Consider the following 16,537-nt stretch of genomic DNA (forward strand, 5'->3'; position numbering starts at 1 on the left):
CTTGCATTTCCCTGAAATTTAGGATGCAAATTGTTTAAACCAATCTATGGAAGAAATTTTCGGTTATTTCGGCGCGCTTTTAATTGGTTTGGTTTTAGGGCTGACCGGTGGTGGCGGTTCGATTTTAACCGTTCCGGTTTTGGTGTATTTATTAGGAATTAATCCTGTGATTGCCACCGCTTACTCTTTATTTATCGTTGGATCCACATCTACTTTTGGTTCTATCCTAAATTATAGAAAAGGTCTCGTGGAAGTAAAAACAGGCTTGAAATTTGCAATTCCTTCTTTAATTGCCATCTACTTTACTCGAAAATTCATTGTTCCGGCAATACCCGAAGTGCTTTTTAAAGTACAGGAAACTGCAGTCACAAAAGATTTTTTTATCATGGTTCTTTTTGCCATTATGATGATGCTGGCTTCATTTTCAATGCTTTCTGAAAAAAGAGTTTCCGTTTCAAAAACAGAACCGAATCCAATAGTTGTAATTATTCAAATATTTATGGTAGGCATAATCATTGGTTTGGTTGGCGCTGGCGGTGGATTTTTGATCATTCCTGCTTTGGTTTTTATGGCAAAGCTTCCGATGAAAAAAGCAATCGGAACTTCTATTTTTATAATAGCCATAAATTCCTTAATCGGATTTACGGGCGATATCGGAAATATCAATCCAGATTGGAGCTTCCTATTAATTTTCTCTTTTATCTCAATTTTAGGTATCTTTGCAGGGATTTATCTAAACAAATTTATTAACGAAAAAAATCTAAAGAAAGGTTTCGGATGGTTCGTATTGGCCATGTCCATTCTTATCTTAACCAAAGAAACTCTTTTTTAGATCCATTTATAACAACTATGAAAATCGAACAAATTTATACCGGATGTATTGCGCAAGCTGCGTACTATTTAGAAAGCAATGGCGAAGCAGCCATTTTTGATCCGCTGCGCGAAGTACAGCCTTATATCGATAAAGCGGCAAAAGACAATGCTAAAATCAAGTATATTTTTGAAACGCATTTTCACGCTGATTTTGTGTCTGGACATTTAGATTTGGCAAAAAAATCAGGCGGACAGATTGTTTACGGGCCAACGGCAAAGCCAAATTTTGAAGCTGTAATTGCAACAGACAGCCAAGAGTTTAACGTGGGGAATTATACCATAAAAGCCATCCATACGCCAGGGCACACGATGGAAAGCACGTGTTATTTACTGACGGATGAAAACGGCAAAAACCACGGAATTATCACTGGAGATACTTTGTTTATTGGAGATGTGGGTCGTCCAGATTTGGCACAAAAGATTTCGGGAGACTTGACGCAGGAGAAATTAGCTGCTTATTTATTTGATTCGCTTCGTAATAAGATTATGGTTTTGGAAGATGATTTGATCGTTTATCCAAGCCACGGTGCGGGGAGTGCCTGCGGTAAAAACATGAGCAAGGAAACCACGGATACTTTGGGGAACCAGAAAAGAACGAATTATGCGCTTAGAGCTGATATGTCCCGTGAGGAATTTACCACCGAATTATTGGACGGTTTGGGAGCGCCTCCCGCTTATTTTCCTCAAAATGTGATGATGAATATTGAAGGATACGAGAGTTTAGAATCCATAATTGAAAAATCGGTTAAACCTTTATCCGCTAAAGAGTTTGAAACTATTGCAAATCAATCAGAAGCCTTAGTTCTAGACGTAAGAAATGAAGCTGATTTTGTAAAAAAACACATTCCGGGTTCTATCTTTATCGGAATTCAAGGCGGTTTTGCTCCTTGGGTCGGTGCTTTGATCAGAGATGTAAAACAGCCGTTATTGCTGGTGATTCCAGAAGGAAGGGAAGAAGAAACGATTACTCGATTATCAAGAGTTGGTTTTGACAATGCGCTTGGTTTTTTAGAGGGAGGCATTGATGCTTGGGAAAAAGCAGGTTTTGAAACCGATTCAATTAAGAGTATTTCTCCAGAAAAATTTGCTTCTGATTTGACAGAAAAAAGCATAGTTGTTGACGCCAGAAAACCAGGAGAATTTAGCGCTGAAAGCGTTATCGGCGCGGTAAATATTCCGTTGGATTTTGTTAACGAACAATTAGCGGAAGTTCCAAAAGACAATCAATTTTACATTCACTGTGCCGGCGGTTACCGTTCAGTGATTATGTCTTCTATTTTAAAATCAAGAGGATACCATAATATGGTTAATGTGGAAAAAGGAATGAGCGGCATCAGAAATACAGACGTGAAACTTTCCACTTTTCAATGTCCGTCAACTAAATAAATTACTTTTAAATTTCCCTTAAATATTATATGAGAGAGTGGAATTTTAAATACTTTTGCAAACTAAAATCAAAAAATTAAACTAAAATGAAAAAAATCCTTTTATTGCTTTCTGTTACGGCAATTATGGTTTCGTGTAACAAATCAGAAGAAAATGAATTTACAATTACAGGAACTGCTTCAGGAGTTGAAAATGGTAAAACCGTAATTCTTCAAAAAGCGGATACCATTACAATGGGACAAATGGTTTCAATCGATACTGTAAAAATTGAAAATGGAAAATTTGAGTTAAAAGGAACTTCTGCTGAACCAGAAATTCACGCTTTGTTAATTGAAGGAAAAGGAAATATCGATTTTATTCTTGAAGGAGGAAAAATTACTGTTGAAGTTGATAAAGATACTTTAGCTAACTCAAAAGTGGGTGGAACTTATAATAATGACGAATACAGAAATTATAAAACGGAGATAAAAGCTCTTCAAAAAGATTTACAAGCTAAATCTATGGCTTTTCAACAAGCAAATATGGAGAAAATAAAAAATGCACAAGCAGCCAAAGATACAGCGGTTGTTAATGCATTGATTAAAGAAAACCAAAAAATAATGGAACCTCTTTCTGCTAAGAATTATACATATGCAGAAAAAAATCCTAAATCATTTTTAAGTGTATTGCTTGCAGAAAGTTTCTTTTACACGCAAGAACCTGATTACACTAAAATCAGAAATATTTACAACGGTTTAGAATCACAATTGAAAAATACTAGACCAGGTAAATCTGTTAAAGAAAAATTAGATGCTCACGATTCTGTAGAAGTAGGTAAAAAAGCTCCAGATTTCAGTGCAACTTCTGCTGATGGAAAGCAGGTTTCTTTAAAAGAATCTTTAGGAAAAGTTACTATTATTGATTTTTGGGCTTCATGGTGTGCGCCTTGTCGACAAGAAAATCCAAATGTTGTTGCTTTGTATGAAGAGTTTCACTCAAAAGGTTTAAATATTGTAGGAGTTTCTTTAGATCAACCAAATGAGGAAGTAAAGTGGAAACAAGCAATTAATCAAGATAAATTGACTTGGACGAACGTTTCAAACTTAAAAGGTTGGGATGATCCAATTGCAAAAAAATACAATGTAAGATCAATTCCTGCGACATTTATTCTTGACGCATCCGGAAAAATTGTAGCAAAAGATCTTCGTGGTGAAGAATTAAAAGCAAAAGTAAAAGAGCTTTTAGGAGCTTAATCACTTCAAAATATCTCAAAATAGAAAAATCTCCGTTGTGGAGATTTTTTTATTTTATTCAATTCCAACGTATTAAAAAATACTTAAAAATAAAGTTTAAAAAACGTTTGCACAAACAAAAAACAGTATTATATTTGCACCCGTAAGAAGGAAACGCTTATGGGGAGATACTCAAGCGGCCAACGAGGGCAGACTGTAAATCTGCTGTGAAAACTTCGCAGGTTCGAATCCTGCTCTCCCCACAAAAAAAACCTGAACTTTTTAGTTCAGGTTTTTTTATTTTAAAGATAGCCTAAAAGCCAATAAATAATAAAGAATAAAATGATGGTACCCAGGCAGCCACCACCTAGTTTTTTGGCTCCCCATCCGGCCAAGATTGTTTTGAAAAATCCATTCATAGTGTTAGTTTTTTAAAGGTTGTGATTTAAAGTTAACAAATTCTATGTAGGTTCTTTTTATATTTAAGATAGTTTTATCAAATCAATACCTGCCACTCAGCAAAGCACCGCCAATCGGAACTTTTGTTTCTAATCCTAATTTTTTCATCATTTCATAAGTAGTACAAATTGCCGCTGTTGTCACCGGAATCCCGATTTCTTTTTCGATTAAATCTACCGCTTCCAAAGATGGCATCTGAACGCAAGCCGAAGCGACCAAAACATCCACACCTTTCAAATTTAGCTGCTTGTAAATTTCCAGCAAGTTCATCGGATCTTGTGAGGCAACTTCCAGATTATCTGAAATTTCTAAAGCCACAAAATCAACCACTTCAAAACCTTGGTGTTCGATATAATCTACAACTAATTGAGTCAAAGGTTTCATATACGGCGTGATAACCGCCACTTTTTTAGCTCCAAGAACTTTCAATCCGTTGATTAAAGCGCCGGCACTCGTAACAATAGGAGTAGGGAAATCGTTCTTGACCGTTTCTTCGTGAAGATTTGTTTCAGAAACACAATGGTAACCGCGACCCATGCTCATAATCGCAACGAGACATGCATATCCCATCACATCAACACGAGCATCAGAAAGCTCTTGGGCACATTTTAAGCTCATCGCGTCCATGGCTTCTAATTCTTCCTTTGTTACTTTTTTCATTCGCATTCTGCTGGAATGAAACGTAAATCTTTCTGGAAAAATAGTTTCTCTTGCACGAAACAACGCCGGAATTTCAGTTTCCATCGTTACATTTGAAGAAGGAACAATTTGACCAATTTTATATTTTTTATTCATTTGTTTAAAGTTTGATGCTTAAAGTTTCAAAACGGAATACTAACTACTGTTTACGGAATACTTATTATATCTCCTTAATCGTGTTCACAATCGTCCCAATTCCCTCAATAGTGGCTTCTACAACATCGCCATCCCACATCCATTCTTGCGGTTCTCTACCGGCGCCAACGCCAGCTGGAGTTCCCGTTGCTATAATGTCTCCAGGTTCAATGGTAAAGACCGTGCTCAAGTCTTCGATCAAGTCATTAATATTGAAAAGCAAAAACTGGGTATTTGAATTTTGTTTTTCAATTCCGTTTAATTTTAGTGACAGATTCAAGTTATGCGGATTTTCAATTTCATCAGCAGTAACAATATAAGGTCCCATCGGGGCAAAAGTATCTTGGCCTTTTGAAACGATCCATTGGCCTTCGCGACGGCAATCCCGGGCAGAAATATCATTGATTATGGTATAGCCAAAAACATAGTCCATAGCGTTTTCTTTGGAAACGTATTTTCCTTTTTTGCCAATGATTACGGCCAATTCTACTTCCCAATCCAATTGTTGCGTCAGCTTTTTATTCAAGAAAATGTTTTCATTCGTACCCACAACTGCCGTCGGAGGTTTTGAAAATATAATTGGTTTTTGAGGCAACTTCCCGGTTGTATCAAGAGTTCTCGCACTTTCAGCAACGTGTTCGGTATAATTTAGGCCAATTCCGATGATGTTTTTTCTAGGTTTCGGAATCGGAGCCAAAAGTGTAGTTTCCTCAAAAGAATATGAAACTTCATTTAATGTTTCTTCATCAATATCAGCCAGAAAATCATTGATTTCAGGAATAATTTCAATTCCCATGTCAATCAATTCAAGCATTGTCGATGGAAGCGGAAAGTTTAGCGCTTCTCCAAAATCTTCCATATCAACAATGTGATCATTGTGCAAAAATCCTAATCTCGGCTCTGAAGTTGTTGTTTTATAAGTAAGTAATTTCATTATTTTGGTATAAGTTTTGTTGTTTGTGTTTTTTCTTTGACTTTACGACTTTTAACCTTTGACTATCTGAAACCCGCCATTTTCTTCATAAGCGCGTTCTTGATACAATCCAAGAGCTTCAATTACCGGCAAATCATTGAAAGAAAACAGGCAAGCATCTTCGGTTTCGCTTAAATTGACGTGTTCGTGGACCGCCCAAGAAGGAACGCAAAAAATATCACGGACTTTCCAGTCAAAACGTTTTCCGTTGATGATTGAATAGCCACTTCCTTTGGCACATTGGTATACAAAAGAACCCGTGTGCTGGTGCGCTTTTGTATGTTCGCCTGCGCGCAATAATTGCATTGACGCGCCCATGGTCTGCATCACATGGCCACCCGTCTTTGGGTTCGAATAATGCATCAAAATTCCGTCGTAATCTGAACCTTCATTTACTTTTGAAGCTTCTACCAATGCCGGATACACATTTTTCCACGAATATTTAAACAGTGGGGAATAAGGCTTGTCCCATACTTTATTATCAGGCAAAAGTCCTGGATGTCCATAAGTTAACGGCGAAAAATTAACGGGATGCTTTAAGTCCTGCTTTCCGTCATAAACGGCATAATCGTTCGCTTCCAACGCATTGACCAGCGGAATATCCAAACCGTCTTGCCAAATGCACGTTTTTCCATCGGCAGTTACGCCGTGTTCGTGCCAAGTCGAATTTGGGGTAATCACAAAATCATTGACTTCAAACGTAATTTTATGGCCGTCAACAACCGTGTAACCGCCTTCGCCTTCCATAATAAATCGCAACGCCGAAGCCTTGTGCCGATGCGCCGAAGTGCTTTCGCCAGGTCGCGTGACCTGAATGCCGGTATAAAGCCAACCCACCGCTGCAGAAACGTCTTTTCGGTTGTCATTGACCAAATAAACTACGCGTCGGCCAGCCTGTTCTGGCGTAACTAATTCAGAAGATTTCAAAACCAACGAACGGAGATTTTCATATTTCCAAAGCATCGGAATCGATGAAGTCCTTGGCTCCCAAGGCTCGATATCATTGGCAACCGTCCACAAAGCGCCCGCGCCAAGCGTTTCCAATTCTTTATAATAAGCCTCCAATTCTGGCGTGGTCTGAACGCGCGCCCGGCCAATCTGGTCGTCATTGAATTTACCTTCCATAAAATTTATTTTTTTTGAAGCGAAACTTCAGTGTTTTTCTGTAATCCATTTTCCCGCTAGAGCCACTCGCTTTGCGCCAGCTTGTTGGCTGGCACAAGAGCTCAAACAATGGCACCATCGGGGCTATTTGAGAAACAATTTGCATTCTTGTTATCTTCTGGGATGCAGTTTGTCGCTATGCGTTGTCAAAAAACTACCTTTTATTAAAATCTTCGTGATTATCAATAAAAGTAATCTTTCGTGTTGGCGCCACATTTACCCTTAAATCAAAAATGTCAAACCGATTATAATGCCCTAAAATATCATGCATCTGTTTCGGCTGAATGCATTTGGCCAGATCAATTTCGGCATACACAATTCCTTCGTCATCAATCAAAGGCTCGCCAACCACAGCGCCATTCGGGCCAATTATTCCTGAAAATGCCGAATTTTTTCGGGTCAATAATTCTTCCACATTCGGGACATCGTCTTTCAAAACATTCATGATTTCCTTTGAAATTGTGGAACAAGAAACCACCGTAAATAATTTTCCTTCAAAAGAATGCGCCGCCGCGCGAATTTTAATAGCTTCCGCCATATCATAGTCGGGTGGGGCCACCGGAAGCGATATATAATTGGCAATATGAATCAATTCGCCTTGCGAAAGCAAGGTAAACCGTGCCAAAGTATTCGTGTTTTCGCCACAAGCCAAAGTCCCGATCGGGCCAATTTCAGTATCATATACTTTTAAGGAAGAACCGTCACCGCTTGTCCAAGTGAGTTTTTCAGCCCACGTCGGAACCAATTTTCTATGTTTTCCAATAACTTTTCCCTCGTTATTGATAATTAAATTTGTGTTGTAAATCTCGCCATAACTTTGGCCTCTTTCATTGATTCCAATAACGATATGCGCGTTGAATTCTTTGGCAGCATCAGAGATTTTCTGGATTTCTGGCCCATCGGCAAGAATGGAGCATTTATATAAAACTTCATACCATTTGCTTCCTTGAACTGGCGTCATAATCCAATTCCAATAGGGATAGCCAGCAATAAAAACTTCTGGAAAAGCAACCAAGCTCGCTCCGTTTTGAGCCGCTTCTTTTATAAAAGAAATCGCTTTGTCAACAGTCGCATCCGCATTTAAAAATACGGGCGAAGTTTGAACGGCTGCTGCTTTAAATTTTTTGAATTCCATAATTAGTTATGAATTACAGTTCGTGAAATAAATATTTAGAGATTTTTTCTTTCATTTCCGCCGAAAATGAGGCAGCTTTAATATCGTTTCTTTCTTCATTGAAAGCGACATTGACTAAAGTCACTTCGCCTTCCAGACATGTTATATCCTTTTCATCTGCGAAACGAAAACCGCAGTGCACAGAAGCGCCGCCAAGGTTTTTTACCCAAAGCGATTTTGTCAAAACTTCGCCCAAACGGGCCGCTTTTTTAAACTGTACTTTTAAATCCACCGTCGGAATTCCGTTGGTTTCGTGAATGGTTGAAAAAGGTCTCTCCAGCGCTTCTTCAAACCAATCTTCAACCAGGTCGTTCAGCATTTCTAAAAACCTTGGATAAAAAACAATTCCAGCATAATCAACGTGCTTGAAACGTATTTTTTCTTCTTTTACAAAATAATTGCCCATACTTTTTAATTTGATTTAAGCTGCTGTTCCCGATTAAAAACTTTCAACACTCGCTTTTTTCATATAATATTTAAACGTTTCCGGAATCGCGTTTTCATCTAATAGGCAGCCTGTTTCCAATTCTGGGTAGGTTTCAGCAAACGTTTGGATTTTTGTTCGGTCCACGCGCATGCTCACCACACTTCTGTCCACTTCATCAGGATGGCGAATTCCTGCCGAAGCCATCAAATCCATTGCGTTTTTTACGGTCTCTTGTTGAAACCTTGCTACACGAACACTTTTTTCTTGAGGAACCAAGCCTTTTACTAATTTGGGGTCTTGTGTCGCAACCCCAGTCGGGCAGGTATTTGAATGGCATTCCAAAGCTTGTATGCATCCCAAAGCGAACATCATACCGCGAGCAGAATTACATAAATCTGCTCCAGTCGCAAGCGTTTTTATAATATCAAAACCAGAAATAATCTTGCCGCTGCATATAATTTTTATTTCTTCTTTAATTCCGAAACCTTTTAGTGAATCATAAACAAACGCCAAAGCATCGCGAAGTGGCATTCCCACATGGTCAGAATACTCAATTGGCGCGGCTCCGGTTCCGCCTTCACCACCGTCAACGGTAATAAAATCGAAATAGGTCTGTGTTTGGACCATCGCTTTGCAAATCGATAAAAATTCAGATTTATTTCCAATACAGATCTTCATTCCGATTGGTTTTCCGCCCGAACCTTTTCGTAATAATTTAATGAAGTCCATTAATTCTAAAGGCGTTGTGAAAGCAGAGTGGGTAGGAGGCGAAATGATATCTTTTCCTCTTCCGACCAAACGAATCGCAGCAATTTCATCCGTTACTTTTTCCTTTGGAAGAATTCCTCCGTGGCCAGGTTTTGCACCTTGAGAAAACTTAATCTCAATCATTTTTACATTTTCAAAATGGGCTCTTTTTTCAAAATGTTCATACGAAAAGTTTCCGTCTTCATCGCGACAGCTGAAATAACCGGTTCCGATGTTCCAAACGATGTCGCCGCCGCCGTCAAGGTGGTAAGGAGAAAGCCCGCCTTCGCCGGTATTATGGTAAAAACCACCTTGTTTTGCACCTGCATTTAAAGCAATAATTGCATTTTTACTTAATGAACCATAGCTCATCGCACTGATATTATACAAACTTGAAAAATAAGGCTTCTCGCATTGCGAAGATCCAATTTTTACTCTTGGATTCATATCAATTTGATCAAACGGAATGGCTTTTATGCTGTGGTTTATCCACTGATATCCAATATTATAAACGTCTAGCTGTGTTCCAAAAGGATGCGAATCGGTTTCTTTTTTACTTCTTTGGTAAACCAAACTTCTTTCCAAACGATTAAAAGGTGTTCCGTCAAGATCTGTTTCAACGAAATATTGTCTGATTTCTGGCCCAATTGACTCTAATAAATAACGCATTCTTCCTAAAAGCGGAAAGTTTCTTCTGATGGTTTTTTTAGATTGAAACATATCATAAAAACCCATTATGATTAAAGGCAGAAAGATTAACAGAAGAAAGATGGATTTCCAATTAATGAATGTCAGAAGCGTGATTATGGCTAATGACGTGATGCTAAAAACAACAAAAACTTTTCTCATTGAGATTTTATTTGGGTATTAATAATTGAGGGTTAATATTAGTGATTTTTAATCAATTTTAGGCATTAATTCTTTTCAATTTGAACCTTTGAATTTTTCCGGTTTCTGTTTTTGGAAGCTGCTCTAAAAAACGAATTTCTCTTGGATATTTATAAGGAGCCGCATTTTCTTTGAACCAATTTTGAAGTGATTTGGCGTACTCCTCGCAAGCTTTTGATTTGTCATTTAAAACGATGTAAGCGCAGACCAACATCCCGCGATTTTCATCAGGAAGCCCTACAACAGCGCATTCAGCAATGTCATTGTGTTTTAAAAGGACGCTTTCGACTTCAATTGCCGCAATATTATATCCGGACGAAATGATCATGTCATCGCCTCGGGCTACAAACCAAAAATATCCGTCTTCGTCTTTTTTGAAAATATCTCCGGTAAGATTCCAGCCGTTATGCACATATTCTTTTTGCTTTTCGGTGCGATTTAAGTATTTGCAGCCCGTAATTCCTCTTACTGCCAATCTTCCGGCTTCATTTATTCCCAATTCGTTTCCCTTCTTGTCTATTATTTTTGCTTCGTAACCAAATACGGGCAAGCCGGTGGCGCCTTTTTTCATATTCTCTTCATTAGAAGAAATAAAGATGTGCAACATCTCGGTGGCGCCAATTCCGTCAATAATTTTCAAGCCGGTGGCTTCGTGCCAATCTTCCCAAACTTTTTCCGGCAAGGTCTCCCCGGCAGAAACACATTTTCGGAGCGATGAAATGTCAAAATCTTTCGCTTTTGTTGTTAAAATTCGATAGGCCGTCGGCGCCGTAAAAAGTATGGAAACCTTATATCTATCAATGGCTTCAAGCAATAATTCAGGGGAAGGTTTTTCAATTAAAAAAGTGGAAGCTCCGTAATAAAACGGAAATAAAACCAAACCGCCAAGGCCAAAAGTGAATCCTAACGGCGGACTTCCTGTAAAAATATCTTCAGGTTTTGGTTGCAAAGCATATTTTGGAAAAGCTTCGCAGATAAGCAAAATATCTTTGTGATAATGTGCCGTCATTTTTGGGTTTCCTGTCGTTCCAGAAGTAAAACCGATTAATGAAACAGCGTCTGCTTTTGAAGGGAAATTTTGAAAATCTTTGGATTTATTGTGCATCAGCACTTCTAATTTTGAAGTTGCCGTTTCAGTTCCGTCAAAAGTAATTGTCTGTTTTAAAAATTTAGATTTTACCGCTACTAAAGCTTCTTCCAATCGATAATCGCAAAATGCGTGTGAGATTTCCGCGCTCTCAATCATTACTTCGAGTTCTTTTTCGCGAAGCAAAGGCATCGTGGCAACAACAATTCCTCCAGCTTTTAAAATCGCAAACCAAATTGCCACAAACATCGGATTGTTCGCCGAACGAATCAAAACGCGATTGCCAGAAACCAATCCCAAATCATCAACCAAAACGTGCGCAATTTGGTTCGATTTTTCAAATAAATCTTGAAAAGTCCACGTTTTCTCAAAAGTTCGAATGGCGACGGAATCGCCACGACCTTCCTTAATATGATGGTCTAATAATTTTTCTACGCAATTTAAATCTTCCGGAAACTGAAAATTTTCTCCATCATAAATATAATCCGGTTGGTATTTCTGCGAAGGAAGATTTTTGTGGGCGAAATTATCGACGTAATTCATTTTTAAAATTTCTAAGGTTTAAGTTGCTAAAGCGCCAAGGTTGTTAAAATTATCATTCCCAAGAAGGAGGAATTTAAAGTTATAATAACTGCTATTCAGCCATAATTCGTAATTCTTAATTCGTAATTTTTTTATGGCTTTCTGGTTTCAATTCTTTTTTCATGGTTTCAATGGCTTTTCTTTCGCTTAATTTATACGGATATAAATGTGAAATTCCTGCTTCATATTGTTTCGGAATATCATCTGCCTCAAATTGCTCGTAGGCTTGAGCGTTTCTGACAAAATTGGGGTCTAATAGTAAAGGTCTTCCTAAAGCCACTAAATCGGCTCTTTTGTTTAAAATAATCGTGTTGATTTGGTCAATATCTTGAATCGTTCCTGTAGTAATTGTCGGAATTTGGACTGTATTTTTTATGGCATCAGAAAACGGGGTCTGGTACATTCTTCCATAAGCTGGTTTTTGTTTGGCTACCGTGTAGCCTGTGGAAACATTGATGATGTCAGCTCCAGCTTCTTTAAATGCTTTGGCAATTTGCAACACATCTTCTTCAGAGATTCCATTTTCAGCCCAATCAAAAGCAGAAATTCGGATAGAAATCGGTTTGTCTTGATGGAAGTTTTCTCTGACCGCTTTGAAAACTTCCAAAGGAAATTTCAATCGATTTTCAATGCTTCCACCAAATTCATCGGTTCTGCTATTTGTCAATGGCGATAGAAAAGAGGCTAATAAAAACCCGTGATTGGCTTGAATTTCGATCATGTCAAAACCAGCTTCTTCGGCATTTTTGGTGGCTTGGATAAATTCTGAAATCACCAATTTCATATCTTCAGAATCCATTTCTTTTGGAACCGACATTTTATCTTTGTAAGGAATTGCAGAAGCAGAAAGTAAATTCCAGGCATTTTCTAGCGGAAGATTATAACCTTCCCAAGGCAATTTTACACCACCGCGACGGCCAGAATGCCCTAATTGAATTGCAATTTTAGCTGTACTATTTTTATGTACAAAATCCACAACATTTTTCCATCTATCTATTTGGTCTTTAGACTTTATCATGGCGCAACCTAAAGTAACTTTTCCAATATCAGAAACGGCAACAGATTCGGTAATAATCAAACCAATGCCACCGATGGCACGGCTTCCGTAATGCACTAAATGCCAATCAGAAATCAGTCCGTTTTCAGCGGAATATTGTTCCATCGGGGCCATCACAATTCTGTTTTCAAGATGCATTTTTCTTAAATCATATGAAGAAAAAGCAGGAGGCAATTTTGTGTTTTTATTATTTATAGCGTTATTAAATTCCGTCAAAACCGCATTTGTAAAAGAAGTATCTCTTATGGCTAAATTTTCAAAAGTTACTTTTTTAGAACGTGTCATTACGCCAAAAGCAAACGGCAGAAAATCGTGCTGTTTGTGGCGCTCCATATCTTCAAACCATTCTAAAGAAACCTTTGCTGCGTGCTGAATCATTTCGACTCTTTGCCTGCGTTTGTTGTCGTATTCTTGAAATGCTTTTGGAATATCATTTTGATTTTCAGCAATAGAATCGGCCAGCGCAATAGCGCATTCCATCGCTAATTTTGTTCCAGAACCAATGGAATAATGGGCAGTTGCTTTGGCATCACCCAAAAGTACAACGTTGTCTTTGTGCCAGTTTTCATTGGTAATTATCGGGAATTTTCGCCAATGGGAACGATTTGAAATTAATCCGTGGCCGTCTAATTCTTCCTTAAATATTTCTGAAAGCTTTTGAATTGTATCTTCTTCATTTTCGGTTGTAAAACCTGAATTTTTCCACGTTTTTTCTGTGGTTTCAAAAATCCAGGTGCTCATTCCTTCTTGGTATTGATAGGTGTGGGCAACAAAAATTCCGTGTGGCGTATTCCTGAAAAAATACGTAAAGGCGTCTAAGGGTTTTGTGGAACCCATCCAAACGAATTTGTTTTTTGTGTATTCAATTTTTGTTCCAAAATCGTCTTTAAATTGTTCGCGCAGTCCGCTGTTAATACCATCTCCGGCCACAATTACATCGGCATTTAAACTCGAAACATCCTCAATATTGTACTCAAAATGCAGGTTTACACCTTCTTCTTTACAACGCTGTTGCAATAATTGAAGCAGTGTTTTTCGGGAACAGCCACAAAATCCGTTGCCTGTGATTCGTACTTTTTCGCCATCACGAGCTACATCTAAATCGTCCCAATAAGCGAAACGGCTTCGGATTAATTCATAAGATTTTGGATCTCTGGATAAAAATTCGCTTAAAGTTTCATCCGAAAAAACTACTCCAAAACCAAAAGCGTCGTCGGCCTTATTACGTTCATACACATCAATTTGGCTTTCTGGCATTGCTTTTTTTGCCAATATTGAAAAGTATAAACCGCCGGGACCTCCACCAATTACTGCTATTTTCATTATATTTTGTATAGAAAATTTTTAAGTTCTTTTAATGTCGAAAATTTCTCCAATTTTGGAATAACTGGCACCGGCCAATCTTGAAACTGGTTTGTAATTCTCTAAATTTATTTTGTAGTTTTCAAGCAATACTTCCTCCTTAAAATGAAACATTACAATTCTTCCAATTACAATTGTGTTGCCACCAAATTTGTGATTTTCAAGTGTGTAATGATGTACCAATTCACATTCAAATGAGATGGGACTTTCTTGAACTCTTGGCGGTTTTATTTTTACAGAAGCTACCGGAGTAAGGTTTGCCAGCTCAAATTCATTTACATCGTGCGGTACATTTTGTCCGGTGATATTCATTTGTTCTACAAATTCTTCAGTAACCATATTGACCACAAATTGCTTTGTATTCAAAACATTAGTAAGGGTATCTTTCTTATGATTGTTGGCTTGGGAAGTAGAAAACATCACGTGTGGCGGATCGTCGCCAACTACGTTAAAAAAGGAAAAAGGAGCCAGGTTCAGCAAACCTTTTTCGCTAATTGTAGAAATCCAGCCAATCGGCCGTGGAATTATCGCTCCGGTAAGCAATTTATAAATGGCTCTTTGGTCTAATTCGTCAGGATTGAATTCCATTTTTAATTTTGTGTTTGTGCAAATTAAAGCAAATTTTCAGAATTATTTCAATACATAATAATTTTAAGAGGTAATTTTTAAGGATAGTTTAAAAATAGTAGAAATATAATCTTTGGCTATGCATTAAAAGCAATTTCCGTAAATCTCTATTTTAGAATAGAAATGTTTAATTTTGGTCAGCAACTAAATATTAAAAAATGGATTTGTTCAGTAACGAAATGGGGCCAAGCCGAAATTTACTTCCCAAAGAAGGAATGGTGCATTATTATGGAACCATTTTTTCTCACGAAGAAGCAAATCACTATTACCATACGCTTTTTTCAGAAATAGAATGGAAAAATGACGAGGCTATTATTTTTGGCAAACTAATTATCACCAAGCGAAAAGTAGCTTGGTATGGTGACCGTGAATTTAAATATACCTATTCTAACCGAACTAAAAAGGCGCTTTTTTGGACTCCAGAATTGCTAGAATTGAAAAAAAAAGTGGAAGAAATTACAGGAGAAACCTATAATTCGTGTCTTTTAAACTTGTACCATTCGGGAGAAGAAGGAATGGCGTGGCACAGCGACGGAGAAAAAGATTTGAAGAAAAACGGTGCGATTGCTTCGTTAAGTTTTGGAGCAACTAGGAAATTTGCTTTCAAGCATAAAGAAACAAAAGAAGTCGTGACTATTATATTGGAACCGGGAAGTTTATTGGTGATGAAAGACGAAACGCAAACACACTGGCTGCATCGTTTGCCACCGACCAAGACAGTTCAAAATCCGAGGGTAAATTTGACTTTTCGAACGATTGAAATCGAGGAAGAAATTTGGATTCCGATTAAATAAGAACATTTTATTACTAAATTGTAAGACTAAATACTTTTTATGAAATACTTCTATCAAATAATTATTCTAGTATTGATTGTCTCTTGTCAAAGTAAGCTAGATGATAAGCCAAAAAAAGAAAAACAACAAAATATAGCTCTTGAAATTTTAAATTTTAAAAGTGCAAGTATTTCAATTTATCCATCATTTGATCAAAGCTTACACATAGAAATTGATTATGAAAAACGTGAGATTAAATTGAATAAATCGGCTGATGTTTTTGTTGCCGATTCGTTGAGTGTTAATTCATTTACGATTATAGATTCTAGTAGATACAAAAGAATTCAAAATTTTCTTCCAAAAGGTATTTCTGAAGTAAGAAAATTAAGCGATTTGCAATTCGAAAAAGTAGATGCCTTTCTTCATAAGTTTGGAAATTGTACTGATGAAGAATCTGAAATCGGACCAGACGGCACCACAATGTTTGTTTCTTTGACTTCAAAAGATTTAAAAACCAATGAATGTAGGTATTGGTTGGGTGGTGGTGACCAAGAAATATTTGATTTATTTATACTTTTTGAAGAAATTTATGATGAAAATTCTACTTTGGTAGATGCAGTTGAAATGACATCAAGAAGTCTTTTTTACAGAGTTTTAAAAGTAAAGAGTAAAAATCCTCTCTATGTAAAATTGTTGCGTTCACCAAGAGAATGTTTTGAAATGTCTCAAATTATGGATTCTTTACCAAAAGCAAAAGAAATATTTGTTGATATGACAAATTATCGTGGTCAAGATTTAAGTTGTATTACAGTAGCACTTCGTAATAAATATAAGCACATCAGATGGATTGTCAATGAACCTTTTGATAAACATCAGGAAAATATAATTAATGGAAAATAACTGAATTCGAGTT

14 protein-coding genes and 1 tRNA gene are annotated in these 16,537 nt (G+C 37.3%); 6 read left to right on the forward strand and 9 right to left on the reverse strand.

Translation table 11 applies throughout. The features are described 5' to 3' along the window. Window positions 1–46: 46 nt before the first annotated feature. The 4 genes from EG849_RS03945 (at window position 47) to EG849_RS03960 (ending at window position 3,733) form a co-directional block, all read left to right on the forward strand. A complete protein-coding gene (locus EG849_RS03945; protein ID WP_125011786.1) occupies window positions 47–832 on the forward strand; it encodes a sulfite exporter TauE/SafE family protein in 786 nt (261 codons plus the stop codon). A gap of 17 nt (window positions 833–849) precedes the next feature. Beyond that, a complete protein-coding gene (locus EG849_RS03950) occupies window positions 850–2,259 on the forward strand; it encodes an MBL fold metallo-hydrolase (RefSeq protein WP_125011787.1) in 1,410 nt (469 codons plus the stop codon). Window positions 2,260–2,345: 86 nt separating this feature from the next. Next, window positions 2,346–3,491, forward strand: coding sequence for a TlpA disulfide reductase family protein (locus tag EG849_RS03955; protein ID WP_125011788.1), 1,146 nt, complete (start codon window positions 2,346–2,348; stop codon window positions 3,489–3,491). A 161-nt stretch (window positions 3,492–3,652) separates the two neighbouring features. Then, window positions 3,653–3,733: transfer RNA gene (locus EG849_RS03960), tRNA-Tyr, on the forward strand. A 238-nt stretch (window positions 3,734–3,971) separates the two neighbouring features. On the opposite strand, the gene EG849_RS03965 is transcribed toward EG849_RS03960, so the two are convergent. The 9 genes from EG849_RS03965 to EG849_RS04005 all read right to left on the reverse strand — a co-directional run bounded on the left by EG849_RS03965 (window position 3,972) and on the right by EG849_RS04005 (window position 14,812). Beyond that, entirely contained in the window at window positions 3,972–4,724 is a 753-nt protein-coding gene (locus tag EG849_RS03965; protein ID WP_125011789.1) for a maleate cis-trans isomerase family protein, read from the reverse strand. Between the two features lie 64 nt (window positions 4,725–4,788). After that, window positions 4,789–5,697: a fumarylacetoacetate hydrolase family protein gene (locus tag EG849_RS03970; RefSeq protein WP_125011790.1), complete on the reverse strand. Its 909-nt coding sequence runs from the start codon at window positions 5,695–5,697 to the stop codon at window positions 4,789–4,791. 51 nt (window positions 5,698–5,748) lie between these two features. Continuing rightward, on the reverse strand, window positions 5,749–6,861 hold the full coding sequence (locus EG849_RS03975) for a cupin domain-containing protein (RefSeq protein ID WP_125011791.1): 1,113 nt from the start codon (window positions 6,859–6,861) through the stop codon (window positions 5,749–5,751). Between the two features lie 193 nt (window positions 6,862–7,054). After that, window positions 7,055–8,035 carry a carbon-nitrogen hydrolase family protein gene (locus EG849_RS03980; protein WP_199732247.1) on the reverse strand — a complete coding sequence of 327 codons (981 nt, stop codon included), beginning with the start codon at window positions 8,033–8,035 and terminating at the stop codon, window positions 7,055–7,057. A 13-nt stretch (window positions 8,036–8,048) separates the two neighbouring features. Further along, complete coding sequence (locus EG849_RS03985) at window positions 8,049–8,480, reverse strand: acyl-CoA thioesterase (protein ID WP_125011793.1); 432 nt, start codon at window positions 8,478–8,480, stop codon at window positions 8,049–8,051. Between the two features lie 33 nt (window positions 8,481–8,513). Further along, on the reverse strand, window positions 8,514–10,097 hold the full coding sequence (locus EG849_RS03990; protein ID WP_125011794.1) for an FMN-binding glutamate synthase family protein: 1,584 nt from the start codon (window positions 10,095–10,097) through the stop codon (window positions 8,514–8,516). A 58-nt stretch (window positions 10,098–10,155) separates the two neighbouring features. Continuing rightward, window positions 10,156–11,766 (reverse strand): AMP-binding protein, encoded by a 1,611-nt coding sequence (locus EG849_RS03995; protein WP_125011795.1) that lies wholly within the window; start codon window positions 11,764–11,766, stop codon window positions 10,156–10,158. Between the two features lie 115 nt (window positions 11,767–11,881). After that, entirely contained in the window at window positions 11,882–14,185 is a 2,304-nt protein-coding gene (locus tag EG849_RS04000; protein ID WP_125011796.1) for an oxidoreductase, read from the reverse strand. A 21-nt stretch (window positions 14,186–14,206) separates the two neighbouring features. Continuing rightward, entirely contained in the window at window positions 14,207–14,812 is a 606-nt protein-coding gene (locus EG849_RS04005) for a flavin reductase family protein (RefSeq protein ID WP_125011797.1), read from the reverse strand. Window positions 14,813–15,009: 197 nt separating this feature from the next. On the opposite strand from EG849_RS04005, the gene EG849_RS04010 reads away from it, so the two are divergent. Continuing rightward, window positions 15,010–15,645, forward strand: a complete 636-nt coding sequence (locus EG849_RS04010) for an alpha-ketoglutarate-dependent dioxygenase AlkB family protein (RefSeq protein WP_125011798.1) — start codon at window positions 15,010–15,012, stop codon at window positions 15,643–15,645. A gap of 39 nt (window positions 15,646–15,684) precedes the next feature. Then, on the forward strand, window positions 15,685–16,524 hold the full coding sequence (locus EG849_RS04015; RefSeq protein WP_125011799.1) for a hypothetical protein: 840 nt from the start codon (window positions 15,685–15,687) through the stop codon (window positions 16,522–16,524). Window positions 16,525–16,537: the final 13 nt, after the last annotated feature.

It is taken from the genome of Flavobacterium macacae (genome assembly GCF_003865365.1).
In the GTDB taxonomy this organism is placed as follows: Bacteria; Bacteroidota; Bacteroidia; order Flavobacteriales; family Flavobacteriaceae; genus Flavobacterium; species Flavobacterium macacae.

What these genes read in the sequence shown, in the direction of transcription:
- EG849_RS03945 (WP_125011786.1), top strand. Translation starts at nt 47, where the DNA reads ATGGAAGAAATTTTCGGTTATTTCGGCGCGCTTTTAATTGGTTTGGTT.
- EG849_RS03950 (WP_125011787.1), top strand. Translation starts at nt 850, where the DNA reads ATGAAAATCGAACAAATTTATACCGGATGTATTGCGCAAGCTGCGTAC.
- EG849_RS03955 (WP_125011788.1), top strand. Translation starts at nt 2,346, where the DNA reads ATGAAAAAAATCCTTTTATTGCTTTCTGTTACGGCAATTATGGTTTCG.
- EG849_RS03965 (WP_125011789.1), bottom strand. Translation starts at nt 4,724, where the DNA reads ATGAATAAAAAATATAAAATTGGTCAAATTGTTCCTTCTTCAAATGTA.
- EG849_RS03970 (WP_125011790.1), bottom strand. Translation starts at nt 5,697, where the DNA reads ATGAAATTACTTACTTATAAAACAACAACTTCAGAGCCGAGATTAGGA.
- EG849_RS03975 (WP_125011791.1), bottom strand. Translation starts at nt 6,861, where the DNA reads ATGGAAGGTAAATTCAATGACGACCAGATTGGCCGGGCGCGCGTTCAG.
- EG849_RS03980 (WP_199732247.1), bottom strand. Translation starts at nt 8,035, where the DNA reads ATGGAATTCAAAAAATTTAAAGCAGCAGCCGTTCAAACTTCGCCCGTA.
- EG849_RS03985 (WP_125011793.1), bottom strand. Translation starts at nt 8,480, where the DNA reads ATGGGCAATTATTTTGTAAAAGAAGAAAAAATACGTTTCAAGCACGTT.
- EG849_RS03990 (WP_125011794.1), bottom strand. Translation starts at nt 10,097, where the DNA reads ATGAGAAAAGTTTTTGTTGTTTTTAGCATCACGTCATTAGCCATAATC.
- EG849_RS03995 (WP_125011795.1), bottom strand. Translation starts at nt 11,766, where the DNA reads ATGAATTACGTCGATAATTTCGCCCACAAAAATCTTCCTTCGCAGAAA.
- EG849_RS04000 (WP_125011796.1), bottom strand. Translation starts at nt 14,185, where the DNA reads ATGAAAATAGCAGTAATTGGTGGAGGTCCCGGCGGTTTATACTTTTCA.
- EG849_RS04005 (WP_125011797.1), bottom strand. Translation starts at nt 14,812, where the DNA reads ATGGAATTCAATCCTGACGAATTAGACCAAAGAGCCATTTATAAATTG.
- EG849_RS04010 (WP_125011798.1), top strand. Translation starts at nt 15,010, where the DNA reads ATGGATTTGTTCAGTAACGAAATGGGGCCAAGCCGAAATTTACTTCCC.
- EG849_RS04015 (WP_125011799.1), top strand. Translation starts at nt 15,685, where the DNA reads ATGAAATACTTCTATCAAATAATTATTCTAGTATTGATTGTCTCTTGT.